Raw genomic sequence first — 16,498 nt, 5'->3', positions numbered from 1 at the left:
TATGAAAATTATATCCGTTGGAACCAATCATGCTGGAACCTCTTTCTTAAGAACATTAAAAACTATTAGACCTGACGTCGAATTAGTCACATACGACCGTAATACTGATATTTCGTTTTTAGGATGTGGTATTGCTCTTTGAGTAGGTGATGAATTTCAAGATCCATCAGGGCTTTTTTACTCAAGTGTAAGCCAATTGGAATCTATGGGAGTTAAAACTCACTTAGAGCACGAAGTTATTGAAATTAACCGTGAAAAAAAATATGTTATTGTTAAAAATTTAAAAACAGGTGATACCTTCAAAGATACATATGACAAATTAATTTTTGCAGGTGGTACTTGACCAATTATTCCTCCATTTGAAGGAATTAATTTAGAAAACATCTTAGTTTCTAAAACATTTACACATGCTAAAGAAATCAAACAAAAAGCTATCGATCCTGAAGTTAAAAATGTTATTATCATTGGTGGTGGATATATCGGAATTGAGCTACTAGAAGCTTTCCACAAATATGGTAAAAAAACAACACTTATTGATATGCAAGATCGTATTATTCCTAACTATTTTGATTATGAATTTACTTCAAAAGTGGAATCAAAAATTCGCAAAGAAGGAATTAGCTTACAATTTAATCAAAAAGTTGAAAGATTTATTGCTGATGCAAGTGGTAAAAAAGTTGCTGCAGTTCAAACTGATAAAGGAATCTATGAAGCTGATTTAGTAATTTTAGCAATTGGTTTCAAACCAAATACCGAATTACTCGCTGATTTAGATAAAACAAGAAATGGTGCTATCAAAGTAGATAAATTCCAAAGATCACTCTCCGATCAAGATATCTACGTAATTGGTGATTCAGCTTCTATGGTTCACAATGTAACTAAGGAACATGCACATATTGCACTTGCAACTAATGCTGTAAAATCAGGAATTGTAGCAGCTTTCCACTTAGCAGGACGTGAAGATATTCCTTTTCCAGGTTATGTTGGAACAAATGCAATTTCAGTTTTTGGATTTAATTATTCATCTACAGGTTATACTGAAAAAGGTTGCGGAATGGTTGGAATTGAAAATGTTGCTTCTGAATACTTAGAAGACTGAGATCGTCCTGAATTTATGCAACATAAGTCAAAAATTTGAATTAAAATTTCCTATGATAAAACTACACTTAAACTTATTGGTGCACAAATTGGATCATATGGACACTCATTTAATCACACAGAAGCTATTTACTTTTTATCACTAGCTATCCAAAAAGGTATGACACTTCCTGAAATAGCACTTTCTGACTTCTATTTCTTACCACACTATAACAAACCATTTAATTTTATAATACAAGTAATATTAAATGCATTAGGTTTAAGTTATAACAAAAAATAATTAATATTTATCTCTTATTTGCTGAAAAAATTAAAAAACAAAAAAGCTCCTCAAAATTTGAGAAGCTTTTTTGTTTAAAAATAAACAACTTTCCAATTTTTAGACATTAATTAAGAAAATCAACTAAAGCTTTGTTTGCAAGAGTTTTTAGTTTTTGTGTTATAATATAGAAATAAATTATTGACATGCATCAAACATTTTACTAAAAAAATCTAGCTAGGATCACTATGAAAATTAAAAAAAATAAATTTGTACCATTTGTATTAGGTGTCGCTAGTTTTTCAACACCTGTTTATTTAGTAGCTTGTGGAACTCAAAATAATGCTGAAATTAGTATACAAAATATTCAATCAACATCTGCAAAAATTATTTTGAGTTATCCAGAAAAAACTGATCTTACTGCCCAAAATGTAGCAAGCAAGTTTCAAGTTAGTTTGCGTCAAAAAAGCCAAGAATCTTTTAATAAAGTAGATGCTAGATTTCGACTAACAAATAATAATGGGCAAAAAGTAGAAATTAGTCTTTCTCAATTAAATCCAGAAACTGAGTATGCAGTTAAAATTGAAGAATTAGGTAGTGAAGCACAAAAACAATTATTTTTGAAAAATAATGTTTTTACAACTACTAAAACACCTCAATTTGGAGACTTAAAAACTGAATTACCAGAAGATCCTTCAAGCCAATATGCATTTAGTTTAAAAATAGATGATGCAAGTTTAATCAACCAACAAGTTGAAGTAAAATACAAAAGTGATAGTGAACTAAACAATGAATCTGAAAGCGTTGAGTTACCAGTTAGTGCTTCTACAGATCAGCGATTACATGTTTTTATACCACTACTAAAGAGAGATACCAATTATACAATCGAAGGTTTATTTCTCAAAAAAGAGGATGGAAAAAGTACCAAATTAAGAACTGAAGGTATTTTTCCAATTCACTTTAGAACTGAAGCCGATATTGTATCATTAAAAGTAGCTCCAAAAAAAATGACTGGTCAAATTAGCTCTGACTTAAAAACAATTCGAACAGAATTTATTGTCAAATTTGCAAATGGAGTTGTTAATTTAGACAATGTGGAAAGCTATAATTTAATTTTTAAAGTCCTCAACAATACCAGTAGCGGTGGTAAATATCAAAAAGATGAAACAGGAAAAGATATTGAATATATAGCAAGTTATGAATCTCCTTCAGAAGAAGATAATAGCTATATTTTTGTTGCTAATTTACCTTGAAACCAACAAAATCCTGTTTCCATTCAACTTGTAGCATCACAAAATTTACTCAACACTAATAGCAAAAAATTTGACGCAGATATTAAAAATAGTGATAATAATTTAAAAATTAATCAATCTATTTTAGAAAAAATTATTAATATCAATTAATCTTTTACCAAACTAATTGTTGAGCTTTTTTTATAAATGGATTACATCAAATTTTTCCATTATTATCGTTTATCAACATGTCAGCCTTTTTTTGTTTGAAATAATTTAACTACTGAAGAAAATGAAGATGATGATGTTTTTTGAGATTTGGATAACTTAGAAGATAGAAATCCTAATTTCATTGATTTGCATGCTAATATTTTTCAAAAATTTAATAATGCTTTTTTAGATTTTATTAAAAATAAATATCAAAATTTAAACATTTGTATAGTTAAAGATAATGTTATTGATAAATCTATAAAACAAACACAAGAGTTTATAAAAAATGGTCATTGTGATATAATTTTATGGCCAACTTTTTTGTTTGAGGATGCAATAGCAAAACCTGATTTTTATTTTATTAAAAACAAGGAAATTGGACATTTCAAAGTTAGTACTTCTAGCAAAATCAAAGACTTTTTAAGAAGCAACTGGGATTTTTGAATTACCACATATGCACTAAGAGAACAAACAAATGATTTCAATCCAATTGAACAAGTATCAATTTTTTTAATCAAAGACGAACAATTTGCCAAAGCCAAAACAATTGATTTTGAACACCTATATAACATTTCCAAAACTAAAACTACTAAACAAATTAGCGCAAAAGAAAAAACTTTTGACAAAACTATTGTAGCTAAAATTGCCAAACAATATGGCATGACTTTTGAAGAATTTAATACTCCAAACTGCGTAGAAAAAAATTCAATATATAATTCTGTTATTAAAAATGTAATTGAAAAACAAGCTTGTTTAAAAGGTAAATCCGACAATGGGATTCCACTAATCCCTATCAAAAAGGCTTTAATAGACATTAGATTAGCAAAGGATATCAAAGAATTAGATCTGCCTAATGATTTAGATAATGGTAGTTTTGAAAAAAATAAATTCTTTAAAGAAATTGTTTTATTAAAACAACCAAAATTAGCAAATTTTAGTGGTAATTTTCTGACAACTAGCAAAATTTTGCAAGCTTTGCAAGAACCAGAAATAATAACTAACTGAGACAATCAATCATTTTGATTTAAGTTTTTGCAGCAAGAAAACAAAATTATTATTAATAAAGAAAAAAATCTTAGAGATTTTTTAGATAAAATGAATGGTGACAAAAAAATTGTTTGATTTGATTTTGAAGCTTTTTCACTGCCCTATCCTGCTATTGATTATACCTCACCTTATCAGCAACTAGTTTTTCAAGTATCTATTATTACCACCTTAAATGGTGAAATAATTGAGCAAGATTTTGATAAAACTAATTTAGTTTTTGATCCTATCAATTACAATTGAAAAAATTGCTTTCAAATAATTGATTCCATTTATAGTGAAGATGCTGATTGATATATTGTTTTTAACAAGAGTTATGAAGAATCAAAATTAAAAGAGATGCTCAAAATTATAGAAAAAACTATAAAAGCCGATTTTAATCCAGATGGACTAGAAATTAATAACAAAATTAAAGCTTATCAAGATAAAGTTAACAAAATTATATCAAAAATAATTGATTTAAAAGATCCTTTTGCAAATGCAATGGTAATTTTATCTGATCTAAAAGCTTTTTATTCAATTAAAAAAATCGAGTATTTTATTACAAAATATAACTATCAATTAAAAAGATTAATCACACCATATAAATCCTTAGCAGTTCAAAATGGACTACAAGCAATGAAATACGGCATTGATCGTTATCTAAATTTTATTGGCGATAATGAATGAATTATGAGAAAAAAAGAGCTACAAATTTATTGTCAAAATGATGTTATTGCCATGATTATGGTGTGAGATTTTCTTAATTTTATTTTAGATAATCTTGGCAAACTAAGCAATATTCAAGTTATTGAAACTAAAAATTTTAATTTATTAGCAAAATAAAAAAACCAACAATCTGGATTTGTTTTTCAAAACTTCTCAGGACATCGTCTTGATAAACAAATTTTATTTGTTGGTATTTTTAGTAATACAATTTATGGACTAGTTGGTAAAGCTAACCAATGACAAATCAACATTTTCTTCACTATTTTCTAGTTGATTGTGAGGATTTGTATTAATTTCGTAATCGTACTTTTTTTGACTTGCAATGATTCCAATGGTAATATTGTCACCTAAATTCTTTCTATGATAGACACCATGACTATATTTGATGTCTTTACGGAACTTAGATTTGACTTTCTGTAATATTTCATTGACTTCCTTGACTTGTATTTTCTCATCTGAATAAATAGCAATTATCATCTCATCACCACTATTAAATTCAAAATCACTAAAGTTATTATTTAATAATTTTTCAACTGCTTTGTTCGCACGATGATTGCCATTAGCACTTGAGCTATTAATAAATAGAAATTTACTATTAGTTAAAACACTTTTGACCAAAGAGATATCAATATTTATCACTGGATTAATGGGAACAAGAATGCTAGTAATTGTATTGATGATGCTAGCAATTTTATTAATAATTAATTGCTTAACATCTCTAACTTGAAACCCTTGATATTCTTCTGATATTCGCTGATATGATAATAATATACAAGAGCTTACAATAGATTTGATTTTGTTAATACAATCGGATGTATTATTATGAATATTTGTGCTTGCGTACTCGTTAGGAGAAAGCGCTATTGAAATAACAACTTTTTTCTCCTGGCGAGCAATTTGCGAAATGGCCAAGGCTGCCCCACTTCCTGTGGCGCCTCCCAAACCATGAATGAGAAATATAATTACTGCATTTGCGATTTGTGTTTTTATTTCTTCACTTTTTTGTAAGAAAACTTCTTCTGCTAAGTCAATGTCATAATTAAATTCATAATCTTGAGTTAAGATTGAATTACTAGGATGGAGAACTGATGTTGTTAGTTGATTAATATTATTAACAAACTTTTTAGAAAAAATAGCTGAATCATCAAATGGTAAAGCTTTTACCACATCAATTCCAAAATCACCTAATCCCATTAGCATGATTTTACCATTTTTTTCCCATGTTAGCCTCTCCTAATAATTCTTACTTAAAATTCTTAACTTAGCACTTTTAGATCTCTTATTTAACTGAATTTCTGATGTACTAGGTTTAATTGTTTTGACACTAAATTGTTGAGCTCTAGGATCAAACAAATGAGTTTTACTAGAAATTAACAATGATTTAAACTTCATTTTAACTATTCTATCTTCAAGAGAATGAAAAGTAATAATTGCTACTTGGGAGTCCTGTTTTAAATAACTTATAAACAAACTAAGGAAAGCTTCAAGAGCTCCCAATTCATCATTTACTTCAATTCGTATTGCTTGAAAAACATTTTTTACAATATTTTTCTTGCGCAATAAAGCAGCTGGACTACTACTTCTAATTAAATTAACAAGTTCAAAAGTAGTATTAATTGGGCGTGAATCAATTATTGCTTTAGTTAACGAACGAGCATTTTTAAGCTCACCATAATTTTGTAAAACTTTGGTTAACAAATCTTGATTATAATTATTAACAACATGGTGAGCATCTAATTCTTGATTTTGATTCATCCTCATATCTAAACGAGCATTTTTGGTATAAGAGAATCCCCGCTCACCTTGATCGATTTGTGGCGAAGAAACACCTAAATCCATAATAAAACCATCTACTTTATAAATTTGCCGTTTTTCTAACTCCACAGCAAAATTACGAAAATCTTCTCAAATAAAAATAACATTTTTGGATATAGCTAGTAATCTTTCTTTGCTTTCTTCGATAGCTTTTTCATCTTTATCAAAAACAATTAAAAGACCTGTTGTAAGCTTAGATAAAATAGCAGCTGCATGTCCCCCTCTACCAAGGGTTAAATCTACATAAATGCCATCTTCTCTAATATTTAAATTTTCTATTAAAGAATCAATTAGCACCGGAATATGCATTAGAGCTCTACTCCAGAATTAATCAATTCTTCTTCTAGTTCCACAATATTATCCTTGTTTTGGAATCAAGTATTAAAGGCTTCATACTTTTGTTGAGGTCAGATTTCAATTTTTTTACCAACTCCAACTAAATATAATTTTTTATCGATAGCAGCCAAATCAAGAAGATGTTTTGGAATCAAAAATCTACCTTGTTTGTCAATAGATACTTTAACACTATTACCTAAAAAATAACGCGCAAAATTACGTAAATTTTTATTTAGTGAATTAGCTTTTGTTATTTTTTCAATAATGGCATCAAATTCTGCTTGGTTTCTAATTTCAAGAAGTTGGTCTAGATTAATAGAAATATAAAATTCAGTTCCTAAATTTTCCCTAAAAGAGGGCGGAATTACAATTCTATTTTTTTCATCAAGTATTCTCAAAGAGGTTCCAAACATATCTATTTTAACCCACTATCTACCACTATTATACACCTTTTTAAATTATTGTTAGTGAAATATCTTTTTTTTTTTTTTTTTTGCAAAAAACACATTAACAACAAAATTAAAGCCAAAAATCAGTTTTGAGCAAAAAATATTAGAAAAAGCATTAACTTTTTTTGATAGCACAGGCAAAATAAAAAATTATTGACTGTTTTCAAAAAATATATTATAATAGTGAGGCAAAACAAAAGTAAAAAAGTTAAAATAAAAGAGGTAGTGGTCATGTTATTTGCAAAATTAGTAGTCTTCTAGTTTAAACTAGTTGGTTTAGTAAGTTGAAAAATATTCCAACAAAAACCAAGCAAGCGCTTTTCTTTTAGTTTTTGAAATTTTTTTCATCTCTACTTTTTACTAGTTGTTTATAATTTTTATCACTTTATTAGCTTTATAGTTGTGATGTAGTGTGTATCAGGTTGGTAGTAAATAGCACTAGCAACGGCGTCAGTATGCTCCGAAGTATTTCCTTTAGTAGAAAAGTGGCCTCAAATTCCAAGTAGAGCTAAAGGTGCATTAAGATCATTTCTTGTATATCTACCACGAAAATAATTGTTTGGGTTTGCATGCCTTGGTTAGTAGTAGCCATCCTTCGAGTACCAACAAAATAATGCTGTTAAGACCTGGATTTATACTATAAGATGCATCTTCAAATTTAATAGCAGCATTAAATGTTGAAAATGGTGTTAATAGATAGTAAAAATTTTGTGCCGTTGGATATGAAAAAGATCCACTTCTTTTTTTTAGATAGTGAAGTGGATCGTAAACTGCGAAGGTATAACCGATTAGCAAGGGAATGATAACTCGGAATTGATGGCATCTTCAATGAGAATTTGTGGTTTGATTTGGGTAGTAATTTAAAAATTAAAAAAGCCATAAATATGGCTTTTATGCAAAAACTGTTTGCTAAATTCAAACAATTTTTAGTTTGGGATTCACTTTTTTGTCAAATAGTTGGATAAAGTAAAATGTCATTTGGATAACTGCGATAGCAAGACCAATAGATTGTAGCACAATAGCTGAAACTGGAATTACACCCAATTGTAGTAGGTAGAAAATATCTCATAAGCTATTAAAAATTACAAGATCAACAATGAAAAATATTGGGATATTGAAAAGAGTTTTATTTTTAATACCCAATATGGTTTGTGGTAAAAATGCTACTCCAATAAATAAGCCTGCTAATAATGCAACAATATCAACACCATTAGATGAAATATTTTTAACACTAAAGTGGGCAATTGCGATTGCTACGATGCTTGCAAATACTAAAAATGCAGTTATTAGCGATGAAAATTTAGCTACAACACTTATTTGTCGATTGGCATTTTTATAAATACTAAATTGGCTAATAAAAATTGTAGTTGTTAGCCCACTAAATAATTGCGTAAAAATAATTTGATTACTTCTTTGCAATAAACCAAAAACTGCATAGAAAAAAATACCTAGATAATAAATTCACCAACTTAAAATTGGAACATGATTAACTTTTTTATTTCTAAATGTATCGACTACCATAGGAATTCCGACAATCGCAGTTAACACTGTGGCAAATCAACCAATTACATCAATTGCTATAGTCATAAGTAAAATCCTTTTTAAATTTGTTTTATTTTAAAAAAGATATTTTACACTAAATAATTAAAAAAACCAAAATAGTTATTCCAAAAAAAATAAAAGTCGAAATTGAATCTGTCAATGTGGCCAAAACAGGAGCAGACATAACAGCTGGATCACGATTAAATCTTTGTGCAATTAAGGGAATTGTTGCTCCAAGAATTTTGGAAAAAACTATAACTAACAACAAACTAATTGATGAAGCTAATGAAATTATCAAAATATAATCGCGAGTACTAAAAAAAGAATTGTTAGAAAGTGGATTGTTATTAAAAAGTTCACCCGAAATTAAAAAATAAATAATTAATCGTAAAAAATTAAAGACCATTAAGGTAAAGCCAATTAAAAAGCCAACTGATATTTCTTTAGTTAAAACTTTTTTAAAAAAAGATTTACCCTCAATATTGTTTAGTGAAAGTACACGCACAATGGTAGTAGCTGATTGCGAACCAGCATTACCTGCCGCTCCTGAGATAACCGGAATCATGGAAACAATCGTACTAACAAAAGCTGAGAGTCCAAGTGTCTTAAAAACTTGACCATTATCAATTACATCTGTGAACTGTTGAATAATATATTGTGATAATGTAGAACCAAACATTAAAATAATAAGTCAAAAAATTCTAGATTTAACAATTTGTAAGACACTTCTTTTAATATAGGAATCATCAATTTCTTTAGAAGAAATACCAGCTAATTTATACATATCAGATGTTGCTTCTTCTTGAACAATTTCAATGATGTCATCACTTGTTACCATTCCAATTAACTTGTTTGCAGAATTTACCACAGGAAGTACTGAAAAATCGTTTTTGGCAAAAATACTAGCAGCTACTTCTTTGTTATCACTAGTATTTAAAAAGGGTACTACAAATAATATCTGGCTAATTGGTAAATTAGGTTCGCTAAAGACAATATCTTCAAGTGTGACCGCACCGACAAGTCTTTTATGACTATCAACTACATAGTAATAATGGACTAATTCAGCAATATCTTTATATTTGCGAATTTTTTCAAGAGCTTGTTTACAAGTGCTATCATTATTAAGGTAGACAATGTCAACTGACATAAAAGAGCCAATTTGATCATCGCTGTAGCGAAGTAATAAATTAACTTTTTTTCGAGTTTCGGAGTCAATATTATGTAAGATCCTCTTAGCAACATTATCAGGAACTTCATCGATCAAACCAGCAATTTCATCAATATAGAGCTCATCTAAAAGTTGATCCATGATATGATCTGGTAAACCACTAATGATTTCTTCTTGAATTTCTAAAGAAAAGTAGCTAAAAATCTCACCTGCAGTTTCGGTATCCAACATGCGGAAAAACAATAATCGGTCAAAAGTGTTGAATTTGCTAACTTCCTCAGCAACTTCTTGTAGGGGAATTTCTTGTGTATAGTTTCTAACTTGATTGACTTGTTTGTTAATTACTAAATTGTAAAGAACATTCATAATTAACTATTTATTTCTTTTTCAAGAATATCGCCAAACATTTCTAAGTTAGTAACTTTCAAAAAATTCCCTTTGTGCGCAATGATTATCTCACCAGTTTGTTCTGAAATAACAATGGTGACCGAGTCTGATTGTTCTGCAATTCCTAAGGCAGCCCGGTGGCGCGCTCCATAACGGTCAGACAAATTGGAATCAGAGACACTAAAATATGTTGATGCATACAAAATTCGATCATCAACAATGACAACTGCTCCATCATGAAGAGGAGAATTTTTTTGAAAAATAGCAATTAAAAGCGATGCAGTAATTTTGGCATCAATAGTTACACCATCGGTGCGAAAATCATCTAATAAATCACTTTGCTGAATAGTAATAAGAGCGCCAATTTTATTTTTAGATAAAAAACGAGCGGCATAAAACAACTCATAAATAATTTTTTTTTGAGTTGTAATTCCTAAATCATTAAAACTAGCTTTTACTTTGTTTTTAAGCAAACTGCGAATATGTATATACGAAAAAAAGGCACTAAAAATAAGAATTAGAACCAATGATATTATAACTAAAACTAATGTGGCAATACTTATTTGCTCCATTTTGTTACCTCCAATACTTTTTTTCTTCCTATAATATTATATACTTTTTTTAATTTTTCAAAATTTTTTATTTTTTTTATTAAAAAAACCAAGAATTAATCTTGGTTTGAAAAATTATTTAATAATTTGAATTATTTTTAATTAAAAGAGACTGGCTCCAAAAACAAACAACATAATAACAGCGATAATAATTGCAGCAATTAATGCAAAGATAATGAAGTAGAGAATGTATGATGGTAGTCCTCAGAATGAAGATTTTTCTGTAGTAACAATAACAACTTCTTCATCATCTTTGGTCTCACTAGTAACTGCGGCAACAACTTTTGTAGCATCATCGACTACAAAGCGACTGGATCCACCACTTCCTTGTCCACCACCACCAAATCCACGTTTGGTATTAACAGCATCACCGGCGATAAGCTCGTCATAGTTTTGACTATTAGTAGTAGACTCACTTTGATAAACAACTCCAAATCTTGCAGCATCTGGTGCTAAATGAAGTAATTCTTGATGATCTCCAAAAGGACAAGATTCTAATTTGCAAGTTGGAATAATTTCATCAAGAGCAATTCCTTTTTTATAGAAAAGATCTAAACAAGCTGGACAATGTTGTGCTTCAAGTAGGTATGCTTCATATTTTTGACAAATTGGACAACTTGCAACGTGAAGACATGCAGGACATTCTAAATCCATTTGTGGCTCAAGTGGTTTGTCTTCCATCATTTCTTGAAGTTCTGGAAGCTTACTTTCTTGGTAATCAGCTGGCTCTTCATCTAAAACAGTTAAATGTGAACAATTTTGGTAATCAAAATGACTAGATTCTAACTCATCGGCATGAATGTGGCTATCAGTTGGCAAATCAAGCGGTGCAGTCTCATTAGGAATTATAATATTTTCATCTACTAAAACTTGCTCTTCTTGGCTAACTGGGTTTTCAACAATTTCTTCTTCAATCAATGGGGCCTCCTCTTTTAAACCATTGCAGTAATCACAAGGGCAAACATGTGGACTAAAATCTTCTTCGAAGTCACTCTCATCAAGTGGTTCATCAATTTTATCACCAATACAATATGCACATTGGCAAGTATAGAAAGCTTCATCAAAAGTTTGGATTTCTTCAGGTTGCTCAAAAACAATTTCTTTAACTTCTGGAGTTTCTACAACTGGCTTTTGCTCACTTTGCTCAACAACACTAGCTGCTTCAGTATAACAATCTTGACAAGCACAGTGGTATTCTAAATTAGAAAAATCATAGCTTGGAGTTTCCTGAATAGGAGCTTTTTGTTCAATTTGAGGTAGAACTAAGTTAGCAAAGATGTCTTCTGTTGAGCTATCTTGACAATGATTGCAGTTGCATTGGTATGAGTCAATGAGTTGAGTTTTTTCTTCTCCAAACCCTTAGCAGTAATTACATTGGCAACTTTGATCATTAGCTTCATCAACTTCCACTTCACAAGAATCACAAACTGCTATTGGATCAACATTGCAAACTGGTGGATTTTGGCAATTTGTGCATCCAAGCTCTTCGCTTTCAACTTCTTCAACTTTTTCAACTTCTTCAATTTCTTTTTCTTCATCGATAGAACAACTTACTTCTTCAATCATTTCACTTGCTAATTCTTGAGATTCTTCAATTTTAGGTTCTTGTTGAATTTCAATTAATTCACAAGGGCAACTTTGTTCTTCTAAAACTACTTCAAGATCACAAGTTGGACACTCAACTGGTTCGTTGTCTTCTGAATCACTCATAAACAAAATTCTACTAATTCTTTCAAATTGTTCTGTTGTTGAGAGATCTTTAACAATTGGGGTTGCTTCTTCAATTTGTTGCTTGTAAATTTGTTCAAATTCTTCTTCACTATACTGTAGTTCATCAATTTTTTTGATATGAACTTTGCTTAGCAAAAATTTGCTCGACAAATTCTTTTCTTTCTAAACTAGACATTGATGCTAAATCTTTTTTAAAAGGAAACTTGAGAACTAAAAGAAATTTTTTGTTTTGTCTAACTCAAAGGCGAGAAGCTAAATTCAAATTGTTAATCTTTACCAATAAGTCAAAAAAATTGCTATATTCTCCAATGGTTTGTTTAGCAAATCTAAGAATATACTTGCAAGTAGGTGGGTGGGCATTTTGTTCACATTTTTCTGAACTATAAAATTTTAATATTTTATTTGTTGTTATCATATTGGTACTACTCTTCATTTATATTTTCAACTTATTTTATCACATTTTATTAGTTTTTTTGTTTATTTTTCTTTATTTTTCTATTTTTTTTACTTTTTTAACACAAAATAAAAAAACTCTTTTTAAAGATAAATAATTGTTTATAATTTAAAACAAAATTATACGTAATGGAGGAATAGAAAAAAATGAATTATAAAAACAAAAAATTCATTGATGAGATTTCTTTTTTAGACAAAAAAGTTATTATGCGCGTTGATTATAATGTTCCAATTAAAGATGGTAAAATTACATCAACCAAAAGAATTGATGCCACTATTAAAACTATTAAAAAGATTATTAATGATGGTGGAAAATTAATTTTGCTTTCCCATTTGGGGAGAATCAAATCTGCAGATGATTTGCCAAAAAAATCACTCAAAATTGTAGCTCAGAAATTGCAAGAAACACTTGGACAACCTGTTATTTTTATCAATAAAACTCGTGGGCAAGAAGTAGAAGAAGCAGTTGCAAAGCTTGAAAAAGGGCAAATTTTAATGCTCGAAAACACCCGTTTTGAAGATTTAAATAATAAAGCTGAATCTAAAAATAATCCTGAGCTTGGAAAATATTGAGCCTCATTAGCTGATGTTTTTATCAACGAAGCCTTTGGTACACTACATCGTGAGCATGCATCTAATGCTGGAATTGCTCAAAATATCTCTGAATCTGCCATTGGTTATCTTGTCAAATATGAATTAGATGCCCTTGCTAAAGTGGTAGATGATCCAAAAAGACCTTTTGTCGCTATTATTGGTGGTGCTAAAATATCTGATAAAATTGGTGTTCTTTCTTCTCTATTAGAAAAAGCTGACAAAGTTCTAATCGGTGGTGGTATGTCCTATACTTTCAAAAAAGCACTAGGTTATGAAATTGGAATCTCAATTTGTGAAGAAGACAAACTTGATTTAGCACAAGGCTTGCTTGAGAAATATCGTGATAAAATAATTCTCTCAATTGATGCAGCTTGTGCACGCGAATTTGCTGATGTTGAGCCAATTTATTTTAAAGATAATCCACTAGAAATTGCAAAAGATGCCGAAGGAATGGATATTGGTCCACTTACCATAAGACTGTTTAAAAATCATCTTCAAGGAGCCAAAACTATTTTATGAAACGGTACTCTTGGAGTAGCTGAGTTTAAAAATTTTAGTATTGGGACAAATCAAATAGCAAGAATTATTGCTTCCATCCCTAATTGTTATAGTGTAATCGGTGGCGGTGATTCGGTAGCTGCTATTGAGGCACAAGGAATTCAAAAACACTTTAGTCATATTTCCACCGGTGGTGGTGCTTCAATTACTTTTATTGAAAAAGGTGATTTAATAGGGCTACAATATATCCAAGATAAAAACTAATTAAAAACCTCGCCAATGAGGTTTTTTTAATGAAAAAATTGGTTCTCAAAAAGAAAAAAGCTAAATTTTGATACCCTTAATTTAAATTTTTTGTAAAATTAAAAACTGAAAAGAAAAATTATGACTAGTAAAAAAAGAAAATTTTTATCATATATTTTGTTAATGACACCCTTGCTTGTTGTTTCTTGTCAAAGACTTGCTAGCCAACCTGAAATTAAAGATCCAATTCAAAAGTCAAGTTTTATTAGACCACTAGAAAATAGTAAAAATCAAAGACAAAGTGATATAAGTCAAAGAGAAAATCAAGTTAATAAAATTAGAAATCAAAGACAAAACAAAAGTTTAGATCAAGAAATTAAAAGTGAGCAACAAGATAGTCCTAAAAAAGAAAATATAAAATCACAAGAACAAAAAGCTAATGAGTCAACTTTACCTACAATAGCTAAAAAAGAAGAAAATAAAGAGACAAATAAAGAGACAAATAAAAATTTAAATAATGTCAAACCTCTAGATCAGGCAGACAATAACTTAGTTGATAAAAAAATAACTTCCAACTCTGAGACAAAAAGCAATGATCAAAATATTAATCAAGAAAAAATAGTAGATCAAGAAACTAGTCAAAAAGAAGAAAATTTAAATAGTAAAGAATCGCAAATTACAAACAATATTTTAGATTACTATAACAAAAGTATTGATACAACTAAATTTAATCTTAATTCAATAAATAGAAAAGTTGTAGGTTTTAATTTTGCTGGCCTAAACTCTGTTAAGAATCAAGAAATTAAAAGTGAAAATATTGGTTGAAACCAAAAATTTTCAACTTTTAAACTAGAAATAAATGATGAAAATATAAAACAGGAAAATGAGAATATCTTTTTAGGTGAGAAAAATACCAATGCATTTGTTTATAATACTCAAAAATTGCATAATATGCAAATTACAAATAATATAAGTGCTAAAAATCGGCAATTTACTTATCATAATTCAAATAATATTAAGAATTTTTATCCTCTAAATTATTTTGCTTTTAAATCTCCTAGCTATGATGATTTAGAAAATGTTGCTATTTATCAAAGAAATATCCGTTTTAGTTCAGGGACAGCTATTCTTTTAAATAGTAAAGATGGAAAAGCTGCTTTTCTTACTAATAGCCATGTTGTTCATCTTTTAAAGGGTCAAACTACTTTTTGAGAATTAATGAATAGGAAAATTCAAGTTAGAAATCAAAATTTTAGATCACGATTGGGATCACTTACTAGCTTTGCTCGTTATTATGACAATGGCAAAATCCACACTTTGGATAACTCTGCTTTAATTGAAATTTGATTACAAAAATATATTTTAGAAAATAGTACTAGACAAGTTAATAATCGCCTTGTTGCAAACTTTATCAGAGAATCCGATATTAATGAATATGCAACTAATTTATATAAAAAATATTTTAGTTTAGCAACCAATTTTGATAAAAAAGGTCAAGATGTTGAAATTTTTTACTTTGATTACCAAAATTTTATTAAAGATGTTGAAAATCTTATTGACTTTTATAGTAAAAATAAAGAGAAAATGTTTTTAGTTGGAAATAATACTCAAGGTTTAAATAGCAAGTGGCATGAACAATTTAGTATTTTTATTGACCAATTTAAAAAATTTGAAATCTTTTGAAACAAAATATCACAGTTTCCACCACTAGAAATATCAAATCGGAGTTGAGATGATCAAGATGTTGATTATTCAACAAAAGTTGGTCTCTTTTATCCAGAAAAATTAAGTGCCAAGAATTTATTTAAAGGTGTTTTTATAACAAAAGATCCAAGTGATCCAAAGAGATTGGTGCCATTTTTCTTTGCTACTAATGGTCCTGGAGCATCAGGATCTGGGATTTATAATCTTGATGGTTCTTTAGCCTTTTTAAACAGAAGTATTGTTTTAAATACAAATAAACCTGATATTATTTACTATGATCAATTTAATTTAACTTCCGATTTGTCCTCTGGTGTTGTTTTAAAAACAAACAAATATGATTTAGTTTCCGAGATTAAAAAACATTATCTCAAATAATTAATATTAAAAAAATCGCCAAATGGCGATTTAAAAATATT

At 29.0% G+C, this 16,498-nt stretch carries 14 protein-coding genes; 5 read left to right on the top strand and 9 right to left on the bottom strand.

The features are described from left to right. Position 1 precedes the first annotated feature (1 nt). From MCJ_RS01430 to MCJ_RS01420, 3 genes are all read left to right on the top strand, one after another. Positions 2-1,378, top strand: a complete 1,377-nt coding sequence (locus tag MCJ_RS01430; protein WP_012751509.1) for an FAD-dependent oxidoreductase — start codon at positions 2-4, stop codon at positions 1,376-1,378. Between the two features lie 227 nt (positions 1,379-1,605). Further along, positions 1,606-2,760, top strand: coding sequence for a hypothetical protein (locus tag MCJ_RS01425; RefSeq protein WP_012751508.1), 1,155 nt, complete (start codon positions 1,606-1,608; stop codon positions 2,758-2,760). Positions 2,761-2,796: 36 nt separating this feature from the next. Beyond that, entirely contained in the window at positions 2,797-4,668 is a 1,872-nt protein-coding gene (locus tag MCJ_RS01420) for a DUF2779 domain-containing protein (protein WP_012751507.1), read from the top strand. Between the two features lie 99 nt (positions 4,669-4,767). Here MCJ_RS01420 and MCJ_RS01415 read toward each other — a convergent pair whose 3' ends face one another. The 9 genes from MCJ_RS01415 to MCJ_RS01375 all read right to left on the bottom strand — a co-directional run bounded on the left by MCJ_RS01415 (position 4,768) and on the right by MCJ_RS01375 (position 13,005). Beyond that, positions 4,768-5,745 carry an FtsZ/tubulin family protein gene (locus tag MCJ_RS01415; protein ID WP_012751506.1) on the bottom strand — a complete coding sequence of 326 codons (978 nt, stop codon included), beginning with the start codon at positions 5,743-5,745 and terminating at the stop codon, positions 4,768-4,770. A gap of 39 nt (positions 5,746-5,784) precedes the next feature. Next, positions 5,785-6,675: a 16S rRNA (cytosine(1402)-N(4))-methyltransferase RsmH gene (gene rsmH / locus MCJ_RS01410; protein ID WP_012751505.1), complete on the bottom strand. Its 891-nt coding sequence runs from the start codon at positions 6,673-6,675 to the stop codon at positions 5,785-5,787. Then, positions 6,675-7,115 (bottom strand): division/cell wall cluster transcriptional repressor MraZ, encoded by a 441-nt coding sequence (locus tag MCJ_RS01405; RefSeq protein ID WP_012751504.1) that lies wholly within the window; start codon positions 7,113-7,115, stop codon positions 6,675-6,677. The genes rsmH and MCJ_RS01405 overlap by 1 nt, the downstream gene beginning before the upstream one ends. 945 nt (positions 7,116-8,060) lie before the next feature. Continuing rightward, positions 8,061-8,738 (bottom strand): PQ-loop domain-containing transporter, encoded by a 678-nt coding sequence (locus MCJ_RS01400; RefSeq protein ID WP_012751503.1) that lies wholly within the window; start codon positions 8,736-8,738, stop codon positions 8,061-8,063. Between the two features lie 49 nt (positions 8,739-8,787). Beyond that, positions 8,788-10,227 carry a magnesium transporter gene (gene mgtE, locus MCJ_RS01395; protein WP_012751502.1) on the bottom strand — a complete coding sequence of 480 codons (1,440 nt, stop codon included), beginning with the start codon at positions 10,225-10,227 and terminating at the stop codon, positions 8,788-8,790. Between the two features lie 2 nt (positions 10,228-10,229). Next, complete coding sequence (locus MCJ_RS01390) at positions 10,230-10,820, bottom strand: diadenylate cyclase (RefSeq protein WP_041594506.1); 591 nt, start codon at positions 10,818-10,820, stop codon at positions 10,230-10,232. A 141-nt stretch (positions 10,821-10,961) separates the two neighbouring features. Next, positions 10,962-11,777: a hypothetical protein gene (locus tag MCJ_RS01385; protein ID WP_012751500.1), complete on the bottom strand. Its 816-nt coding sequence runs from the start codon at positions 11,775-11,777 to the stop codon at positions 10,962-10,964. A gap of 441 nt (positions 11,778-12,218) precedes the next feature. Continuing rightward, on the bottom strand, positions 12,219-12,725 hold the full coding sequence (locus MCJ_RS01380) for a hypothetical protein (RefSeq protein ID WP_012751499.1): 507 nt from the start codon (positions 12,723-12,725) through the stop codon (positions 12,219-12,221). Further along, a complete protein-coding gene (locus tag MCJ_RS01375; RefSeq protein WP_041594505.1) occupies positions 12,679-13,005 on the bottom strand; it encodes a hypothetical protein in 327 nt (108 codons plus the stop codon). The genes MCJ_RS01380 and MCJ_RS01375 overlap by 47 nt, the downstream gene beginning before the upstream one ends. Positions 13,006-13,190: 185 nt before the next feature. Between MCJ_RS01375 and MCJ_RS01370 the strand changes: the two genes are divergently transcribed. Together MCJ_RS01370 and MCJ_RS01365 are read left to right on the top strand one after the other, a co-directional pair. Further along, positions 13,191-14,399 (top strand): phosphoglycerate kinase, encoded by a 1,209-nt coding sequence (locus tag MCJ_RS01370; RefSeq protein ID WP_012751498.1) that lies wholly within the window; start codon positions 13,191-13,193, stop codon positions 14,397-14,399. 120 nt (positions 14,400-14,519) lie between these two features. Further along, a complete protein-coding gene (locus tag MCJ_RS01365; protein ID WP_012751497.1) occupies positions 14,520-16,457 on the top strand; it encodes an Mhp366/Mhp367 family surface (lipo)protein in 1,938 nt (645 codons plus the stop codon). The last annotated feature ends 41 nt before the right edge of the window (positions 16,458-16,498 follow it).

Source organism: Mesomycoplasma conjunctivae (genome assembly GCF_000026765.1).
GTDB lineage: Bacteria > Bacillota_I > Bacilli_A > Mycoplasmatales > Metamycoplasmataceae > Mesomycoplasma > Mesomycoplasma conjunctivae.
Note: the sequence above shows the minus strand (reverse complement) of the source record. Positions and strands in the feature narration are given on the sequence as shown.